This is a genomic window from Radiobacillus sp. PE A8.2 (assembly GCF_045635475.1).
Taxonomy (GTDB): domain Bacteria; phylum Bacillota; class Bacilli; order Bacillales; family Amphibacillaceae; genus JBJGXI01.
Window position 1 is genome coordinate 1 of record NZ_JBJGXI010000073.1, and the last position, 16,714, is coordinate 16,714.

Here is a 16,714-nt window from a genome sequence, read left to right on the forward strand (position 1 = left end):
TATATATATTCAGTCAAGGTATCTGAATAGTCAATTATTTATCTTTGTATTTTTAATATGATTATTTTATGATGAAAAGTATAATGGTGATGGGGAGGGATGGTTGTGACGATTAATATTGGATTAACTGGCTGGAGTGATCACCCAACTCTGTATACTGATCCAACTCGTGCACGTAATAAGCTTGTTACATATAGTTCATACTTTCCTGTCGTTGAAATAGATACTTCTTTTTATGCCATACCACTAGAGAAAAATTATCAAAAGTGGGTAAGAGATACACCAGATAATTTTTCTTTCGTTATAAACGCAAACCAGTCTATGACGGGGCATGATCGAAAAAAATATACAAATGAAGAAGCAAAACAACTATTCCAGTTATATCGGTCTTCCATTCAACCTGTTTTGGAGGCTAAAAAGTTAACTGCAATCTTATTTCAATTTCCACCATGGTTTGATGTTAACAAGGCAAATATTCAAAAGTTGCGTAAAATTAAAGAATGGTTCCCTGATTTACCGCTTGCGATTGAATTTAGAAATCAATCATGGTTTACACCAGAGCACCGTAAAAAAACACTAGATTTTTTAAAGCAAGAAGGTTGGATTCATTCCATTTGTGATGAACCACAAGCAGGGGAAGGATCTGTACCTATGGTATTAGAGGCTACGGATGCTAATCAAACATTGATTAGATTTCACGGTCGCAATGTGCATGGATGGAATCGAAATGGACAAGAGAATTGGCGTGAAGTTCGTTTTCTATATGATTATAATTTACAGGAATTAGAGGAATGGGTTCAAAATTTGCGAAAACTGGAAAAACAAACAAAACAGATTACTATTTTGTTTAATAATAATTCCGGCGGTCATGCAGCTAATAATGCTTTAACATTAATACGTTTATTAGAAATTCAGTATAAAGGATTACATCCACAACAAATGGACTTATTTGATCTGTAGGAGTGATGTAGATGGATGAACGAATCATAATAAGCAAAATAGAAGACTATGTGGCAACGCTTTTCAGCAAGGATGCAACAGGACACGATTATTATCATATGAAGCGTGTAGCAACTGTAGCAAGGAAAATAGCAATAGAAGAAAATGCAGATATATTTATATCAGAAGCGGCTGGATGGTTACACGATGTGGGGGATAGGAAATTATTTGATGATCCAAACGCTGCTAAGCAGGATATGATAAACAAGTTAACGAGTTGGGGTGTAGGTCAGGAGGTAATAGCGCAGATCTTATTGGCAATTGATGATGTTTCCTTTAGTAAAGGGCATGTGAAACCAGTAACACTTGAAGGTAAACTTGTGCAGGATGCAGATCGATTGGATGCGATCGGAGCAATAGGGGTGGCACGTACATTTGCTTATGGTGGATTTAACAATCGATTAATTCACACAGAGGAAAAGCAGGAACAAGCAACAGCAACAATTCAGCACTTTTATGATAAGTTGCTATTGTTGAAAGATTTAATGAATACCGATAGTGCCAAGAGGCTAGCAGAAGAACGACATCGCTTTATGTTAGAATTTCTTCAACAATTTTATAAAGAATGGGATTGTTGATCTGTTGGAATAGACCCTAGCATTTACTAGGGTCTATTTAGGTTCGATTAATTTTGGATAACAACACGTTTTGCACCTAGATATCGTTGTTTCCAGTAATCTATGTTCATATCATCAACTCTAACTCCGTGACCAGAGTTGGCATTGATAAACTGGCCGTTCCCAATATAAATTCCCATGTGTGAGGGTCCGGCTTTATATGTTTCAAAAAAGACTAAATCACCAACAGATAACTTTTCTACAGGAGCTGTTTGGTTCCAAAAATCAGTCACAGTTCTCGGCATGTTGTATCCTAATTGTTCAAATACATATTGGATAAGACCGCTGCAATCAAATCCTCCTGGAGCTGCTCCACCCCAAACATAAGGCGTACCAATATATTGCTTGGCTGTGCTAATTAAAGCACTCGTATCAATGCTTTGCTTTGTATCATCTTTCTTAACTTGCTTTGGAGCATTGTTTTCTGGAGCTGGTGTTTCCGTTTCACCCGAATTTTCTTCTTGTTGCTCCGTTGATTCAGGTGTTTCTTCTGTAACCTCAGGCGATTCCGATTCTTCAGGTTCCTCAGGTGCTTCTGCTTCATAGATGGCATTAATTGTTTTCTCACTTACTTGTTCTTTCACTTCTATTCCATGATCCAAATGGAACGCCTTTAATGCTTTGTCTGTATTCGGTCCGTAAATACCGTCAATCTTGTCTGAATAATAACCGAAATAATACAAAGCATTTTGAATCGTTTTGATATCCTCACCCGTGTCACCAGGATGGTAGGTTGTGGAAATTGATTTTAAAGGTTCCATATACTTTTGTCGCTCAATCCTTACAAGTGTATCAATTGTCTGCATGTCTCCACGACCAGTAGTGGACAAATTATTGTCCTTTTGAAACTTCTTTAATGCATACTCCGTTAATACACCAAATTCTCCATCGGCCTCTTTGTCGTAGTACGATAGTTGGTTCAATTTATGCTGAAGCACACGAACCGCCTCATTGTGCTGACCATAGTATAGAGTCTTTGCTTCTGTTAATACTTCGTTTTGAATAATAGGGTATGCATCCACATAGTAGGCGAACGGTTGACTTAATACAAAACCATACGCCATGGAATGTTTGACTACCTGTTGCACGTTTCCATTCGTAAGCATGCAAAAATCCCCTTTCTTATGTTTTGCTCTTATTACTTTTATGTTGAGGTGACTAGAATATGATTTTAATTAATAAACGAAATGTTTTTGTAACAAAAAATATGTTAAAATTGTAATACCACTTTGTAACAAACTATATAGAGCATGGAAGAAATCATACCTTTTGCGTGCATAATGATGATTATAGGCAAACGATTATTAGTTTTGGTTATTGTATTTATCTTTTTTATACTCCCGCACATACAGATTACAAAGCCTTTAAATGGAATTATGCTTCAAAGAGCATTGGGTCAAGAAGATTTGGGTCATTTACAGAACCTGAATAACTCGGATTTATTAGCTCAATTAATTGTTATGCCTGATCAACTGACAAATAGAACAGAACTAATTAAGATGGTGGAACGAATTAATCGAATCGATCGACCGATTTTACAATTATTAGTAAACCAAAAAGTGAAAGTTCGACTCTTTGAAGGTAAACTTACGGATGAACCATTATTGTATTATTTAAGATGGGACAAGCCGAGAGGTTGGAAAAGTGATGTAACATGGGCTGATGTTCCGGGGTCTGGTGGGGGATGGCTGATATCGGCAAAGATTGGTGCGAGTATGCCAGGAAGTGGGCACGGTTCTATTAATCTAGAATTACACGAGATTGGGCATACCGTTTATAAATTGTTAATGACTTCACCTAATTATGCATTAGCTATACAGGAAATGTGGAATACGGAAGTGAACAATATGTTTGATGGAAAAGCATATTTTATAGATTATCCATCCGAGTATTTCTCAGAGATGTTTGCATACTATTACTTTACGAATCAATCAAATCAAGAGATGATGGAAAAAGCACCAAAAACGTATCAATTTTTTAATAGTTTAAAACTATTAAAACGTCAAAAAATAGAAAATAATTTTTATTCAATGGATTGGAAAGGGAGATCAATATGGTTACAGGGGAACAAGCCTATTTAGATTTATGCCGTCTAGTGCTCAAAGAGGGGTACAAAAAAGAAGATCGGACAAATACGGGGACAATATCTATGTTTGGGCATCAGATGCGCTTTGATTTGAAACAAGGCTTTCCGTTGTTAACGACTAAACGCGTTCCTTTTCGGTTAATTGCAAGTGAATTGTTATGGTTCATCAAAGGAGATACGAATATTCGGTATCTGTTGCAGCATAACAACAATATTTGGAATGAATGGGCTTTTAAAAATTGGACGCAAAGCGAGGCATATCAAGGTCCTGATATGACGGACTTTGGGATAAGAAGTCAACAGGATGAACAATTTCGTGCATTATATGAGCGTGAAATGGACAAGTTTAAGTACATGATTATTCATAATGATCAGTTTGCACGTATGTACGGTGATTTAGGTGCTGTTTATGGAAGACAGTGGCGAGCGTGGACAACTGCTAGCGGTGAAACAATTGACCAGCTTAAACAGGTGATTGCTGATATTAAAACTAATCCTTCATCACGCAGGCACATTGTATCTGCGTGGAATCCTGAAGACGTACCGCATATGGCGCTTCCACCATGTCACACAATGTTTCAATTTTATGTTGCCGATGGTAAGTTGTCTTGTCAATTGTATCAGCGAAGCGGCGATATCTTTTTAGGTGTGCCTTTTAATATCGCTAGTTATGCTCTTTTAACGCATCTAATTGCACAAGAATGCAATCTTGAGGTTGGCGAGTTTATTCACACGTTAGGTGATGCACATATTTATTCTAACCATATGGAACAAATTCAAACACAGCTAGATCGAGAACTAAGGAATCTTCCAACATTAAAAATTAATCCGCAAGTTTCATCTGTTTTTGATGTGGAAATGGAAGATTTGGAAATAGTCGATTATAATCCGCATCCAGCGATTAAAGCACCTGTTGCCGTTTAGCGATAAAAACTAGGAGGAATACAATGATTTCTTTGTTATTTGCAATGGATCGTAACCGAGTCATCGGTTATCAAAATGGATTGCCGTGGAGACTACCGAACGATTTAAAGTTTTTTAAAGATTTAACTACATCTAACAAAATTATAATGGGACGAAAGACATTTGAATCGATGAATGGACCACTCCCAAATCGTGACAATATTGTGCTTACTAGAGATGATTTTTTTGCATGTGACGATTGCCAAATTGTTCATTCATTAGATGAAATAGTAAAGTGGAGTGAACAAAATCCAAGTGAGGAGTATTTTGTCATTGGTGGAGGGCATATCTTTGAACAAATTCTTCCTTACGCTGATCGTATGTATATGACTCAGATTGACGAGGCATTTCCAGGCGACACATATTTTCCACAGTTTGATGAAAGTGAATGGAAACAAACGAAGAATGAAAAAGGGGTTAAGGACGAAACGAACCCATATGACTATTACTTTATTACGTATGACCGGGTATAAAATCACATGAGCGCTTTCGTGTGATTTTTTTCCTGCTATTTTTCTAGTTTAGTCAATTTCATAATACTAATTTTTAGCTAGCTGTATAAGGTAATTATAAAATTGACTCAGTTACTTCATCTATTTTTAGGTTAAGATGGACGCATTTGCTAATAACTAGTATAATGAATCCAACGTTTGGCTTAACATAATGATATATGACGTTTATACTTAATTTAATAACAATATGAAGGTTAGAGGGTGTTAAATTTGTTATCTACGATTGGTATTCCTGGATTGATTCTTATAGTAATCATTGCACTTATCGTGTTTGGTCCAAAAAAGCTACCTGAGATTGGTAAAGCAACGGGTGATACGTTACGCGAGTTTAAAAAATCTACGCGAGAGCTATCCCAAGAAGATGATCAAACGAGCAAATTAGAATCAGATAGTAATGCAGATAAAATAAATAAATAATTGCATCGGAGTGATGTGTCGTGTTAAGTAGCATAGGATTCCCTGGGTTAATTCTAATTGTACTCACTGCATTAATTGTGTTTGGACCATCTAAGCTACCTGAAATTGGTAAAGCTGTTGGAAGCTCTTTGCGCGAGTTTAAAAAAGCTACAAAGGATATTGTTTCCGATGATGAGTCTAACAAAATAAATGAAAAAAAATAGCCTATGATAGATGAAGGTGTAAGGGTACGTAACCTTACATCTTCTTTTCTGCAAGCGTTTATCGATATCGGGGGTCGTTGAGTTGTCCAATGAAAACAAATCTGCGTATGAAAATGAAAAAGAAATGAATGTAGTCGGGCATTTAACCGAATTAAGAAGACGACTAATCTGGACAGCAGTCGTATTTATCGTATTCTTTATTGTTGGTATTGTATTTTATAAAAGGATTTATGGATTTTTTGCTGATGACTTCGATTTTACACTGACGGTAACTAGTGTTGGTGATATTGTTTGGATTTATTTTACAATGGCATTTTTAGTTGCAGCAGTTGGGACTATTCCATTTTTAAGTCTGCAGGCATGGTTGTTTGTCCGTCCAGGTTTAACACCTAAGGAGCGGAGGGTTTCCTTAAGTTACATACCGATTATTTTTCTTTTGTTTATAGGTGGACTAGCCTTTGGTTATTATGTATTTGTGTATTTAATTTTACCGTTTTTATTATCTTTAAATGATGGTATGTTTAATGAAATGTTTACCGTTGATAAATATTTCGGTTTTTTGCTGCGTATAACATTACCTTTTGCAGTACTATTCGAAATTCCTATTCTCTCGATGTTTTTAACAAGTCTTGGGATATTAACACCTGCGTTTATGCGTAAGACGAGAAAATACGCCTATTTTGTATTAATTGTCGTTGGAACGATGATTTCACCACCTGATTTTATTCTACAATTGGTCGTAGCGCTGCCTTTAATTGTTTTGTATGAAATAAGCATTGTTCTATCGAGCATCGTCTTCCGAAGAAAGCAGCAAAAGCATGATGCGTTTATGCGAAATTCTTAAGCGAGGTGAAGCAAGTGCGATCTTTTTACCATTATATGATGCGTTACCGTGGTATGAAAAAACCGACTTTAGAAAGCCGGTTAGCTGATTGGATGTTTAGTGACCACGATTTCCCAAAACAATCAACATCCTACAATGAAATTAGTAGTTATTTGGAATGGAATATTCCATTTACAGAAGCCTCCCAAGTGTTTGATCGGCTTTGGGATGAATATCAAACAAATGAAGTGTAACAGTTATGACCCTGGCAGTAGCCAGGGTCATTTATTTTGGCTCTTTATTTAAAGTTTGTTGCTTTTAAAACTTCATAATTGAAGTAAACTCCGTCGTAGTACTCGTGATTTCCGCTCCGGGCAGTCGCTTTCCGCGGGCACGGCTTCAGCTAACTCAGAAGCAAAATGCGCTTCTGAGTGGATCTTCAGCTCGCGCTGTCCCGCAGGAGTCGACTGCCCGGAGCTCCAATCACCCGACGCAAAGAGAAATCCCATTAGCAGCGGAGGAAATCCACTTCGACTCCTGCGGGAATAGTGGCCTAAGTGAGACCCCACAGCGCGAAAGCGCGAGGAGGCTCACTAGCCCCCCGCGGAAAGCGAAGTGGATTTCCGGAGCGGGTTAACCACTCTCCAAGTTACGACGCATATTAGCTATTTTGCGTATAACAACAAACGTTTAGAAGACAACCTTTATGTTAATTGAATATCAACGATTTGCTTTAAAGGGATAGTTAATGTTGATTCAATCTGTACAAGCCTTAATGTTTGTTGTTGTGTATTCATACTAGTAATCATTCCTTGATATTTGTGGTTTTCACGATTTTGAAATGTAATTAATTCAACTGCGAGTTTCTGCTGTATAGACATCTGAATCAGATAATTGATCCGTTCTAATTCTTGTTCATCGAGCTGTGGAGGCAAGCTATATTGATCTTCTTTCCATAAATTTTTTAACATCTCGACGTGCTCTGGTAGCATTAATGATGTCCATTTTATATTGCCCCTATCATTTACCATAATTATCACCTCTTTTTTATTATAACCAAACATTAGTTCGTAAATCAATGTATATTCGAACGTTTGTTCTGATATAATGATATAAGGAGGAGATAAATGTGACTGCGGAACAAGTAAAACGTTACCAATACCGGACCGTCGAAATTATTTATGTATATTCAGGGGGACAATGGACGAAAAGAAAAGTGAAAATTATTGGCTATTCAAATACGCAGCTTTACGCCTTTTGTTATTTGCGCAAAGCAAATCGTAGTGTGAACCTCTCCAACTAATTGCTATCGCAATTTGATGGAGCATCCCTTATCTTGAATACAGTACAAAATAAGCTTTGTTAAGCCACCTTCGGTGAATTCATTGCTTGATTAAGACTAATTAACGAAGACAAAGTCTGTTGTGTTCTTTTTGACAACTCAGGAACTTTTGCCTGAAGAGCCAACCATTTCTTTTCAGAAATGGATTTTTGGAATCCGCGAATGAAATATCGTGCTCCAATGTTATACGTCGCTGAAAGATCTGCGTTATATACTTTGCCTGATGTGAATGTGGCAAGGTCTCTTTTTGTATTACGTTCTACTTTTCCTGAACCATCAAATGCTAATGCGCTTGTATTACGAGCATTTATTCTTGAAATTCGTATACCATGATAATGTCCCATCTCTTCGACTTTATTTTGAATAGCTTTCTTTCTCCAATAACGCAATTTAAAACGAAGTTTCTTTGCACCATAATGATTTCTGGGAACTTTCATTTGATCAAGGTACTCAAATACAATGACGTCGCAATGGTAAGCATTCGCAAATTTTGCGATCTCAGAAGAAGTGTGGTGAATAATCTGTTTTTGCAAACCATTTATTCTTCTCCAAAAATTTGGTGCTGCCACCCAACTAGAAACACGCTGAGCCTTGCGAAGTTTATTCGTCATGGTATACAGTTGGTCTTTTTCCATTGGCTGGTTGAAAAACTTACGAGCCAAGACAGTGCCACTTGCATCCATGATCGAACAAACCGCAGATTTATTAATATTTAAGTCAACAGCACAAATAATTTGGTCTTTGATTTTGTTTTTTGACAGTTCTACTTTCGATGTATAGGTAAAGTTGAGAAAGTATTTCTTTCCTCTTCTTACAAGCTTTGGATTACACTCTTTCCAATCCCAAACCCCTCGTTTATATAGGTCTTGTTCTTTGAATTCGATATCCACCCACACCCAATCATTCTTATGGAATATTTTTATTTGAGCACTTGTATCAGAAGTGCGCTCAAACATGTTTCCTCGATAAAAAACTGGGAATTCTTTATGTTCTATTTGTAATGTTGGGGAATTTTTCTTGAACTTCTTACCTTCGGCAAGAGCAATTTCTTTTTCTTCTAACCAGTTACGATAGTTAGAGCGAAAGCTTTTGATTTTACCAAAAGCACTTGCAATGGCACTTCTTCTAAAGTAAGAAGGAAATTTATAAAAGCGTTGATCAAAATCTTTATATTTTGGAGAAGGATTTAATGTGGTTCTATGTATAAGTCGCTCTACTGCAGGCACGATATCCTTTGAGGTAAATTCATTGAGGTTACTAAATTTTTTTCTATCACATTAATGACAAAGGATAGTGCACAATTATAAATAGCTAAAGTGTTATCAAAAATATGTGAATGATTGGTGATTTTATGACTTAACGTTCTTGCTATTTTCATTATTACACCCCTCTTTACAGAACGTGTGTTCTACAATAAACTATATCATGTAGTTATTTAGTTGTAAACAGAAAAGGAGTAAATCAATGACACCTTTTAACAAGAATAGGCATTCTTTACAAACTCACATATCATTTAATTGTTGTGAACAAAATATAGACATAAGTGTATTTCTGAGGTCATGTTGAAAAGGCTAAGAGAGATTACTCTATCACTATTTGAAAAATGAGATTGCGAACTTATAGAATTGAATGGCAAGGAGGAGCTTATACATATTTTGTTTGATGCCCCACCTCAAATCAATCTAGCAAACACCATTAATAGTTATAAAACTGTGACATCTCGTTATATAAGGAAAGATTTCCAAGAAGAACTATCGAATTATTATTGGAAACCTTATTTCTGGAGTAGAAGCTATATGATCTTAACTACTGGTGGAGCAACTATTGATGTAATAAAAAAATATATCGAAAATCAAGGAGAATAAAGACCTTAGCGCCTAACCCCCACTAAATCGGTAGATTTTGAAGGGGAATGCGGCGCTAACATTTTGGTTCAATATGAATCAAATATTTGCTTATAATCTGATTTAACGAAGTGATTCATGAAAGCTAGAATGGATACATTGCCAATAATTGTGCCTTAATGAACAGTATTAATCCATGATATAGTTATAGAAAGAATGACAGCTATTTTTCTATCAATTTACGATCTACAATTAGGAGGTAAAGTCATGAAGGTCATCACGGCATCTACTCCGGACCAACAAGCCTATGTAAAAGAATTAATTGAAAACCTGTACAGTCGTATTTTTCCTTGCTTTTTTACTACGACTTACATAAGTGAGTTGAAAGATTTTGAGTTAATGAGGGTTCCGAATCTCTCTGAATTATCATTACATGAAATAATGGAAGTAACTGCAGCTATTCAAACGATATCAACGATATTAGAAACGATTGCGCAAACTGAGGAAGAACTGGAGTCGTATAACTCTGTGTTTAAAAAAAGTACAGCAATTTTAAATAACTATCATATTGATTTTCCTTTTCAGCTTCTCGACTTTCAACATACAATAGTGGCAGAGCCTAACCAAAAAATTCATTAGGTAGCTTCTAAAAATGTTGCTTGCTAGCGTACGATAAGAGTATTAAGATCTCACGCTAAGAAATGGGAGGCGCTTATCGATGGCAATGCCTATAATGGTTGAATGGGTACTTGTGACGAATGGAAAAGAAATGCGACTAGCAAATGAAGTGAATATGTTTGAAATCCAATTAGATTATTATCGATTATTTCCAATAAATCAAGTCATCGAAATAAAAAGACATCAAGATTCACAACAAATTGGAAACGGTAAAATTGTCGAGTTAGCATGGAAAAACAACTGCACACATTGTAAGTTTCAACTGATTTCCTTATTTAATGTCAATTAACGACATTAAATTGAATCGTGTATGGAGAGAAAACGTAGATTTATGCGCTTGCCCGGGAAATAGACAAGACTTATAATAAAACGTAACGACATGAGAATAATAGTTCTCATGTTTTTGTGTATAACTTTTTAGTTCAAGGCCTACACCTATCTGAATCTTTTACGTACAATAAACTAACAACATATGTAGAAGAGGGGGATACGAATGTTTACACCACCGAGGGGACCATTACCGTTCGGCCAAATGCCTAATCCGGGTGCTTTTCGCGGTCCATTTTCGTTTGGACCTGGTGTTGGTAATCCAGGTGCTTTTCCGGTTGGGCAAACCGCTGCCCAAGGAGGGCTAAAAGGGTTGCTGGCAAAATTCACCGGAGGCGGTGCTGCCCAATCAGCGGCGGGTGCACTGAGTCAAGGAACTACAGGCGGTGGCATTGGCATAACTGGTTGGCTTGGAAATGCACAAAAAATGTTGCAAATGGCTCAATCAGCAGCACCAATTGTACAACAATACGGACCAATGGTGAAAAATTTACCAAACATGATTCAAATGCTCAAAGCGTTTAATGAAGTGAATGCTGAAGATGATACAGACGAAGAAATTGAATCAGAAGAGGTTGAAAAGCAAAAAGTAAAAGTTAAAAAAGAGAATTTAAACAAAATCGAAGCGTATGAGAAAAAAGCAGCAAAAGCAAAACCTCAAAAAAAAGTTGCGAAAAAAAGTTTATCTAACGGGGAATCAACACCAAAATTATTTATATAGATAAAGCAGATTTGTTGCAAGAAACGTGCAATTAGACATACACTAGCCTTAACAATTGATGCTAGGAGGAATTATTTGTGGCTAATACTGCTCTTGAAAAAGCAACCTTTGCTGGTGGGTGTTTTTGGTGTATGGTCGAACCATTCGATGAACGCCCAGGCATCCACCAAATAGTTTCAGGATATACAGGTGGAACAACAGAGAACCCAACATATGAAGAGGTTTGTTCGAATACGACTGGCCACGTAGAAGCTGTACAAATTACTTACGATCCAGCTATTTTCTCGTACGAACGTTTATTAGAAACGTTTTGGCAGCAAATTGATCCAACTGACCCAGGTGGCCAGTTTAACGATAGGGGAGAGTCGTACAAAACAGCGATTTTTTATCACAATGAAACACAAAAGGAACTTGCAGAGAAATCGAAACAAGCGTTAAAAGAAAGTGGTAAGTTTCAAAAACCAATTGCAACGATGATCCTTCCTGCTAGTACCTTTTATCTAGCGGAGGAAAAGCATCAGGATTATTATAAAAAGCAATCATTTCATTATAGGTTGTATAAAAAAGGGTCCGGAAGACAAGATTTTATCGAACAAAATTGGAAAAAAAACATGGATAAAACAGAGTTAAAAAAAATATTAAACCCAATGCAATACCACGTAACACAGGAAAATGGGACAGAGCCACCATTTCGAAATGAATATTATGATCATGAAGAAGATGGTATTTACGTGAATATTGTTACTGGTGAGCCATTATTTTCGTCAACGGATAAATATGATGCAGGCTGTGGTTGGCCAAGCTTTACAAAGCCTATTGATAAAAAATCGGTTGATGAGCATACTGATACAACACATGGGATGATCCGAACAGAAGTACGCAGCAAGGAAGCAGATTCCCACTTAGGCCATGTGTTTGAGGACGGACCGAGAGACCGCGGAGGCTTGCGATATTGTATCAACTCTGCTGCTTTACGATTTGTATCAAAGGATGAGATGGAAGAAGAGGGATACGGTTATTTAACCTATCTATTTGAGTAATATTTGTATAGGTTTTCAACCCTTACCATGAGGTAAGGGTTTTTTTACTTAGGAAATTATAAAACATACTAAATGTGATAACATTAAGCATTAGCCACGGCCAGCTCCGAGCGCCAGCGACTAGCAAGACTTCCCTCACCACATGACACGATAGGTCAACACCGGTTCAGTCCAGTCCGTACGTCGCTAATCGGCGCCCTTCGCTATTGTTCATTAAGAGAGTACAAATTAATTCTTTGACGTACGTTATAAATTACGATACGATTATTTTGAATTCGAGACTTTAACTATACAATAAGTTGTCAGTAATTTAATTATGTAAACCCGATAAAAATCCAAGAGGTGACGCGAAATGATTCATATTTTTGAACAAGGTTCTGATGTGGATGCGCCTGTTCTTTTGCTTTTACATGGAACAGGTGGATCGGAAAAAGATTTATTGCCAATTGCACAAATGATTGACCCAACAGCTTCTGTATTGGGTGTCCGAGGAAGTGTATCTGAAAACGGTATGCCACGATTTTTCAAAAGATTACGAGAAGGTGTATTCGATGAAGAAGATTTAGTGGAACGTACTAAGGAGCTTGATGAATTTTTAGATGAAGCTGCTGAAAAGTATGGATTCGACCGAAAGCAAATCGTTGCGGTCGGTTATTCTAATGGAGCCAATATTGCTGGAAGTCTATTTTTCCATTATGAAAACGCGCTTCAGTCTGCTATTTTACTTCATCCAATGGTTCCGAGAAGGAATATTGATCTACCTAACCTGTCAGGCAAACAAATTTTTATTGGTGCGGGTACAAATGATCCTTTAATTCCTCAGCAAGAAACAAATGATTTAGATCAATTATTAAGAAAAGCAAATGCAGACGTCACAATACAGTGGGAAAGTCATGGGCATCAGCTGTCGGAATCTGAAGTGTTAGCTGCGAAAAAATGGTATAATACAACTATAAAATAACATAGCGAGGCCATGAGAGGCCTTGTTATGTTACTTAATTTTACGAAATTTGTAATGTAGGAAGGAGTTATATATGATACATAAAAATTGGGAACAAAATGAGACGATCAAGCAAATCGAATGTGTCCATGCCAATGCAAAAAAATTCGTCGTTGATACGACATTAACACCAGGTAAAATCTATGATGTTAAAAATGAAACGGACGAATTTTATTTCATCATTGACAACACAGAACGCATCGGAGGATTTTTGAAAGACTATTTCAAAGAGGTATAATTGCATCTGTTTTCTAACAAACAAAAACTAACCTTTGCTCACAAAGCGATGGTTATTTTTTGTTATGGTTATTTTTATATGTATATTCGAATAAATTTTCAATTAATAGGCAACTATAGTAAGGTGCTTTTTTACAAATTTAATAGATTAAATTGCTTGTTGCTCTTGTATTTAATTGGAATTTACTAGATACTATGAATAAGTCTTATGGAGGAGATGGTTTGGATGAAACGACTAGTCATGATCCGTCATTGCAATGCTGAAGGTCAACACAAAGATTCTCCCTTAACAAAGGATGGTGTGACACAAGCACAGCAATTGGCAAAGTATATCGATGAACACGCATTATCCATTAACAGAATCATTTCCAGTCCATATCTTCGGGCAATAGAAAGCATAAAGCCTTATGCCGAAAAAAATGATATTACGATCGAGATTGATCATCGTTTACAAGAACGAATGTTAAGTGAACTACCAATTGATGATTGGCTAGAGGTACTCGAGGAATCGTTTGATAATCTTGATTTCCGGCTTCCTGGTGGCGAATCATCGAACGATGCATTCGAAAGAGCAAATGAAGTGGTACAGGAAGCAATAAGCGACACGAATAACGAAACGATTGCGATTGTCACGCATGGTAATCTACTAGCAATTATGCTAAAGCAGTTTGGGGACGATGTTGGTTTCAAAGATTGGATGCAATTGTCTAATCCGGATCTCTTTGTTATAGAAATTGCTGGAGAAAATTGCACCGTAAATCATTTATGGGAATAACTAAAGCACTACTTTAATTAAGGGTTTACTGAGATTTTTCCACTAATTTATATAGAAATTTAATGAAGGCGTGCACATATTGTGGCACGCCTTTAAATTAGAGATATAAATTGGCAAGCATAATACCACGTGCTGCCCGGTAAATTTGGTTATATTGACTTAATGGTAAAGGATTTGTTCCTTTTCCTAGTTCGATTGTGTAACCGGGCCGATTATATTCTTGGATAAACCAGTCTTTATAACCAGCATAACTGTCGACTGTCCGGACCGGTTGATAACCACTAACATTTGCATATTCATTAACAATAGCTTCCGCTTGAGGAGGCTGTTGATTTTCAAATCCCCAATAAATAACTCGTCCTTGCGTATGAAATGCATTAACTCTACTGAAGTCTCGTTGTCTTGTTAGATTCGCCATTGCAGCAGCCTCTGGTTCAGAAAGTGGAGCAGGACCAGCAAAATCCCTTGGTCCAGGTTCTTGCGCTTTTCTTTGTCTTTCAATTTCCCATTTTGCCGGGAATTGATTATTTAAATCTACGCCTCTAATATTTGCTTTCCAATTTGAAAAATCTAGATCTCCATTGTTCATTTCAATTACATTGCTTCGATATGGTTCTTGTTGTGGCGGACCATGAAGAACAAGATTAACTCCATCCGGATTAACCATAGGAACTGAAGATAGCAAGACGTTTTGATAAATTTGTTCCAAATCTACCCCTTCCATACTGCCATTATTCGTAAGTGCCAATAAAAAATCATTTAAAAACTGCATCATTATTGGAGTTGTAATCCATTCATTTGCATGGAAAGAACTATTCATATGGACGCGTTTACTGCCATTTCCGATTCTTAGTTCTGTTATTGGTTTACCCATCACAGAATCGCCAATCGACGACTGAATAATAAATGGGTAAATTGTACTTAACTGTTGGATATCTACTTGCATTGTTTCAAAATCATACGCTTGTTTGCCGTTTACTACTCTCCATGTTACTCGAATGGGAATAACGATCTGTTGACCTACTTGTAATGTGGTCGGATTAACATTAGGATTAACTAATTGAATAGCATCAACAGACAAGTTTCTACTCTGGGCAATAGACCATAATGAGTCCCCAGACACAATCGTATAGCTTGTCGTTACGAAACCAGGTATTTGTAATGTCTGCCCTGAATATAGTTGGTTTGGATTAATTTGGCGGTTAGAATCAAGTAACAAACGTAATGTTAGCTTGAACAATTGGCTATAATACCATAATGAATCACCTTGACGAACGGTTACTTGCATAGATTTGCCTCCTATCATACGTTAGACAATACATCATATGTTTAGGATCTAGGCTTAATTCGGATAAGTGAGAAACTAAGAAAGCAAACAATCTGTTAAATAGCGGTTTTACTGTTTAATTTATGCATAAAATAAGCTATAATGTTACATGATGAACTTTTGCAGTTAACTTACTACTAGTTAGTTGATTTTTAAGGAGGAGTTTTACTTGGCTTTTGTTATTACATCACCTTGTAAAGTAGAGAAAGCTGGAGAATGCGTTGAAGTATGTCCAGTAGATTGTATAGAAGAAGGAAAAGACATGTTTTATATTGATCCTGATATTTGCATTGACTGTGGAGCTTGTGAGGCAGTTTGCCCTGTAGAAGCAATTTACATGGAAGACGAAGTTCCAGATAATGAAAATGAATATATCGCATTGAACCGCAAGTTCTTTGAGGAAAAATAAAAATAGTTGTACAAGCTATTTATAGCATGAAAAGAAGCGATTATTCTATCACAAGGAATAATCGCTTCTTTTTATAAAAAAATTCAATCAATAGAGCGTTAGCAAAAACGATAACTGTTTATCAATCGATGGTGGTAGTGGCTGCTCTTTCAATTTATATATCATATTTCTATTTGGTTTGTTTTTGTATAGATAGTTTAAAATTAGATTTGCCTTATCATTTCGTTCTAATAGGGAATAGGCTACGTACCATGCTTCAGGACTACTTATTTTAATGCCTTGCCAACTGAAGCTAGGAGTGGGAGGAATATGAACAAGTCCGAGTTCACCATGTATCGAAAAGTTTCCGATTATTTCAACCGGAATTTCACCATTTATTAAGATTTTATATTTT

The 16,714-nt window shown here is 36.5% G+C and carries 23 protein-coding genes and 1 pseudogene; 19 read left to right on the forward strand and 5 right to left on the reverse strand.

The window, feature by feature from the left end:
- Positions 1-99 precede the first annotated feature (99 nt).
- Both ACI6MV_RS23540 and ACI6MV_RS23545 read left to right on the forward strand, forming a co-directional pair.
- Positions 100-960, forward strand: coding sequence for a DUF72 domain-containing protein (locus ACI6MV_RS23540; RefSeq protein WP_407272776.1), 861 nt, complete (start codon positions 100-102; stop codon positions 958-960).
- 11 nt (positions 961-971) lie between these two features.
- The gene (locus tag ACI6MV_RS23545) at positions 972-1,577 is read left to right on the forward strand and encodes an HD domain-containing protein (RefSeq protein WP_407272777.1); all 606 of its coding nucleotides are present in this window, start codon (positions 972-974) and stop codon (positions 1,575-1,577) included.
- 47 nt (positions 1,578-1,624) lie between these two features.
- Here the strand turns inward: ACI6MV_RS23545 and ACI6MV_RS23550 are convergent, their stop codons facing one another.
- On the reverse strand, positions 1,625-2,722 hold the full coding sequence (locus ACI6MV_RS23550; RefSeq protein ID WP_407272778.1) for a C40 family peptidase: 1,098 nt from the start codon (positions 2,720-2,722) through the stop codon (positions 1,625-1,627).
- A gap of 177 nt (positions 2,723-2,899) precedes the next feature.
- On the opposite strand from ACI6MV_RS23550, the gene ACI6MV_RS23555 reads away from it, so the two are divergent.
- From ACI6MV_RS23555 to ACI6MV_RS23585, 7 genes are all read left to right on the forward strand, one after another.
- Positions 2,900-3,697: an anthrax toxin lethal factor-related metalloendopeptidase gene (locus tag ACI6MV_RS23555; RefSeq protein ID WP_407272779.1), complete on the forward strand. Its 798-nt coding sequence runs from the start codon at positions 2,900-2,902 to the stop codon at positions 3,695-3,697.
- Complete coding sequence (locus tag ACI6MV_RS23560) at positions 3,670-4,626, forward strand: thymidylate synthase (RefSeq protein ID WP_407272780.1); 957 nt, start codon at positions 3,670-3,672, stop codon at positions 4,624-4,626. The genes ACI6MV_RS23555 and ACI6MV_RS23560 overlap by 28 nt, the downstream gene beginning before the upstream one ends.
- A gap of 23 nt (positions 4,627-4,649) precedes the next feature.
- Positions 4,650-5,138 (forward strand): dihydrofolate reductase, encoded by a 489-nt coding sequence (locus tag ACI6MV_RS23565; protein WP_407272781.1) that lies wholly within the window; start codon positions 4,650-4,652, stop codon positions 5,136-5,138.
- Positions 5,139-5,387: 249 nt separating this feature from the next.
- Positions 5,388-5,594, forward strand: coding sequence for a twin-arginine translocase TatA/TatE family subunit (tatA, locus tag ACI6MV_RS23570; RefSeq protein ID WP_407272796.1), 207 nt, complete (start codon positions 5,388-5,390; stop codon positions 5,592-5,594).
- A gap of 20 nt (positions 5,595-5,614) precedes the next feature.
- Positions 5,615-5,797, forward strand: coding sequence for a twin-arginine translocase TatA/TatE family subunit (locus ACI6MV_RS23575; protein WP_407272782.1), 183 nt, complete (start codon positions 5,615-5,617; stop codon positions 5,795-5,797).
- Positions 5,798-5,921: 124 nt separating this feature from the next.
- The gene (gene tatC / locus ACI6MV_RS23580; protein ID WP_407272797.1) at positions 5,922-6,641 is read left to right on the forward strand and encodes a twin-arginine translocase subunit TatC; all 720 of its coding nucleotides are present in this window, start codon (positions 5,922-5,924) and stop codon (positions 6,639-6,641) included.
- A 14-nt stretch (positions 6,642-6,655) separates the two neighbouring features.
- On the forward strand, positions 6,656-6,874 hold the full coding sequence (locus ACI6MV_RS23585; protein WP_407272783.1) for a YozE family protein: 219 nt from the start codon (positions 6,656-6,658) through the stop codon (positions 6,872-6,874).
- A 450-nt stretch (positions 6,875-7,324) separates the two neighbouring features.
- On the opposite strand, the gene ACI6MV_RS23590 is transcribed toward ACI6MV_RS23585, so the two are convergent.
- The gene (locus tag ACI6MV_RS23590; protein ID WP_407272784.1) at positions 7,325-7,651 is read right to left on the reverse strand and encodes a YolD-like family protein; all 327 of its coding nucleotides are present in this window, start codon (positions 7,649-7,651) and stop codon (positions 7,325-7,327) included.
- Between the two features lie 98 nt (positions 7,652-7,749).
- Between ACI6MV_RS23590 and ACI6MV_RS23595 the strand changes: the two genes are divergently transcribed.
- Positions 7,750-7,923 carry a WYL domain-containing protein gene (locus ACI6MV_RS23595; protein ID WP_407272785.1) on the forward strand — a complete coding sequence of 58 codons (174 nt, stop codon included), beginning with the start codon at positions 7,750-7,752 and terminating at the stop codon, positions 7,921-7,923.
- 59 nt (positions 7,924-7,982) lie between these two features.
- On the opposite strand, the gene ACI6MV_RS23600 is transcribed toward ACI6MV_RS23595, so the two are convergent.
- Positions 7,983-9,188: an RNA-guided endonuclease TnpB family protein gene (locus ACI6MV_RS23600; RefSeq protein ID WP_407272786.1), complete on the reverse strand. Its 1,206-nt coding sequence runs from the start codon at positions 9,186-9,188 to the stop codon at positions 7,983-7,985.
- 429 nt (positions 9,189-9,617) lie between these two features.
- Here ACI6MV_RS23600 and tnpA point away from each other — a divergent pair, with 429 nt between their 5' ends.
- The 8 genes from tnpA to ACI6MV_RS23640 all read left to right on the forward strand — a co-directional run bounded on the left by tnpA (position 9,618) and on the right by ACI6MV_RS23640 (position 14,584).
- On the forward strand, positions 9,618-9,827 hold the full coding sequence (tnpA, locus tag ACI6MV_RS23605) for an IS200/IS605 family transposase (RefSeq protein ID WP_407269748.1): 210 nt from the start codon (positions 9,618-9,620) through the stop codon (positions 9,825-9,827).
- Between the two features lie 246 nt (positions 9,828-10,073).
- The gene (locus ACI6MV_RS23610) at positions 10,074-10,445 is read left to right on the forward strand and encodes a DUF5365 family protein (protein ID WP_407272787.1); all 372 of its coding nucleotides are present in this window, start codon (positions 10,074-10,076) and stop codon (positions 10,443-10,445) included.
- A 79-nt stretch (positions 10,446-10,524) separates the two neighbouring features.
- Positions 10,525-10,773 carry a DUF2584 family protein gene (locus tag ACI6MV_RS23615; RefSeq protein WP_407272788.1) on the forward strand — a complete coding sequence of 83 codons (249 nt, stop codon included), beginning with the start codon at positions 10,525-10,527 and terminating at the stop codon, positions 10,771-10,773.
- 204 nt (positions 10,774-10,977) lie between these two features.
- Positions 10,978-11,532, forward strand: coding sequence for a VrrA/YqfQ family protein (gene vrrA, locus ACI6MV_RS23620; RefSeq protein ID WP_407272789.1), 555 nt, complete (start codon positions 10,978-10,980; stop codon positions 11,530-11,532).
- 77 nt (positions 11,533-11,609) lie between these two features.
- Positions 11,610-12,572, forward strand: coding sequence for a peptide-methionine (R)-S-oxide reductase MsrB (gene msrB / locus ACI6MV_RS23625; protein WP_407272790.1), 963 nt, complete (start codon positions 11,610-11,612; stop codon positions 12,570-12,572).
- Between the two features lie 352 nt (positions 12,573-12,924).
- On the forward strand, positions 12,925-13,533 hold the full coding sequence (locus tag ACI6MV_RS23630; protein ID WP_407272791.1) for an alpha/beta hydrolase: 609 nt from the start codon (positions 12,925-12,927) through the stop codon (positions 13,531-13,533).
- Positions 13,534-13,606: 73 nt separating this feature from the next.
- The gene (locus ACI6MV_RS23635) at positions 13,607-13,810 is read left to right on the forward strand and encodes a DUF6501 family protein (protein WP_407272792.1); all 204 of its coding nucleotides are present in this window, start codon (positions 13,607-13,609) and stop codon (positions 13,808-13,810) included.
- A gap of 225 nt (positions 13,811-14,035) precedes the next feature.
- Entirely contained in the window at positions 14,036-14,584 is a 549-nt protein-coding gene (locus tag ACI6MV_RS23640) for a histidine phosphatase family protein (protein ID WP_407272793.1), read from the forward strand.
- A gap of 97 nt (positions 14,585-14,681) precedes the next feature.
- Here the strand turns inward: ACI6MV_RS23640 and ACI6MV_RS23645 are convergent, their stop codons facing one another.
- Entirely contained in the window at positions 14,682-15,872 is a 1,191-nt protein-coding gene (locus ACI6MV_RS23645) for a M14 family metallopeptidase (protein ID WP_407272794.1), read from the reverse strand.
- A gap of 208 nt (positions 15,873-16,080) precedes the next feature.
- On the opposite strand from ACI6MV_RS23645, the gene ACI6MV_RS23650 reads away from it, so the two are divergent.
- Complete coding sequence (locus ACI6MV_RS23650; RefSeq protein WP_407272795.1) at positions 16,081-16,320, forward strand: ferredoxin family protein; 240 nt, start codon at positions 16,081-16,083, stop codon at positions 16,318-16,320.
- An 87-nt stretch (positions 16,321-16,407) separates the two neighbouring features.
- Here the strand turns inward: ACI6MV_RS23650 and ACI6MV_RS23655 are convergent.
- A pseudogene (locus ACI6MV_RS23655) lies at positions 16,408-16,714 on the reverse strand (hypothetical protein); the annotation flags it as partial.

What these genes read in the sequence shown, in the direction of transcription:
- ACI6MV_RS23540 (WP_407272776.1), top strand. Translation starts at nt 100, where the DNA reads ATGGTTGTGACGATTAATATTGGATTAACTGGCTGGAGTGATCACCCA.
- ACI6MV_RS23545 (WP_407272777.1), top strand. Translation starts at nt 972, where the DNA reads ATGGATGAACGAATCATAATAAGCAAAATAGAAGACTATGTGGCAACG.
- ACI6MV_RS23550 (WP_407272778.1), bottom strand. Translation starts at nt 2,722, where the DNA reads ATGCTTACGAATGGAAACGTGCAACAGGTAGTCAAACATTCCATGGCG.
- ACI6MV_RS23555 (WP_407272779.1), top strand. Translation starts at nt 2,900, where the DNA reads ATGATTATAGGCAAACGATTATTAGTTTTGGTTATTGTATTTATCTTT.
- ACI6MV_RS23560 (WP_407272780.1), top strand. Translation starts at nt 3,670, where the DNA reads ATGGTTACAGGGGAACAAGCCTATTTAGATTTATGCCGTCTAGTGCTC.
- ACI6MV_RS23565 (WP_407272781.1), top strand. Translation starts at nt 4,650, where the DNA reads ATGATTTCTTTGTTATTTGCAATGGATCGTAACCGAGTCATCGGTTAT.
- tatC (WP_407272797.1), top strand. Translation starts at nt 5,922, where the DNA reads ATGAATGTAGTCGGGCATTTAACCGAATTAAGAAGACGACTAATCTGG.
- ACI6MV_RS23590 (WP_407272784.1), bottom strand. Translation starts at nt 7,651, where the DNA reads ATGGTAAATGATAGGGGCAATATAAAATGGACATCATTAATGCTACCA.
- ACI6MV_RS23610 (WP_407272787.1), top strand. Translation starts at nt 10,074, where the DNA reads ATGAAGGTCATCACGGCATCTACTCCGGACCAACAAGCCTATGTAAAA.
- ACI6MV_RS23615 (WP_407272788.1), top strand. Translation starts at nt 10,525, where the DNA reads ATGGCAATGCCTATAATGGTTGAATGGGTACTTGTGACGAATGGAAAA.
- vrrA (WP_407272789.1), top strand. Translation starts at nt 10,978, where the DNA reads ATGTTTACACCACCGAGGGGACCATTACCGTTCGGCCAAATGCCTAAT.
- ACI6MV_RS23630 (WP_407272791.1), top strand. Translation starts at nt 12,925, where the DNA reads ATGATTCATATTTTTGAACAAGGTTCTGATGTGGATGCGCCTGTTCTT.
- ACI6MV_RS23635 (WP_407272792.1), top strand. Translation starts at nt 13,607, where the DNA reads ATGATACATAAAAATTGGGAACAAAATGAGACGATCAAGCAAATCGAA.
- ACI6MV_RS23640 (WP_407272793.1), top strand. Translation starts at nt 14,036, where the DNA reads ATGAAACGACTAGTCATGATCCGTCATTGCAATGCTGAAGGTCAACAC.
- ACI6MV_RS23645 (WP_407272794.1), bottom strand. Translation starts at nt 15,872, where the DNA reads ATGCAAGTAACCGTTCGTCAAGGTGATTCATTATGGTATTATAGCCAA.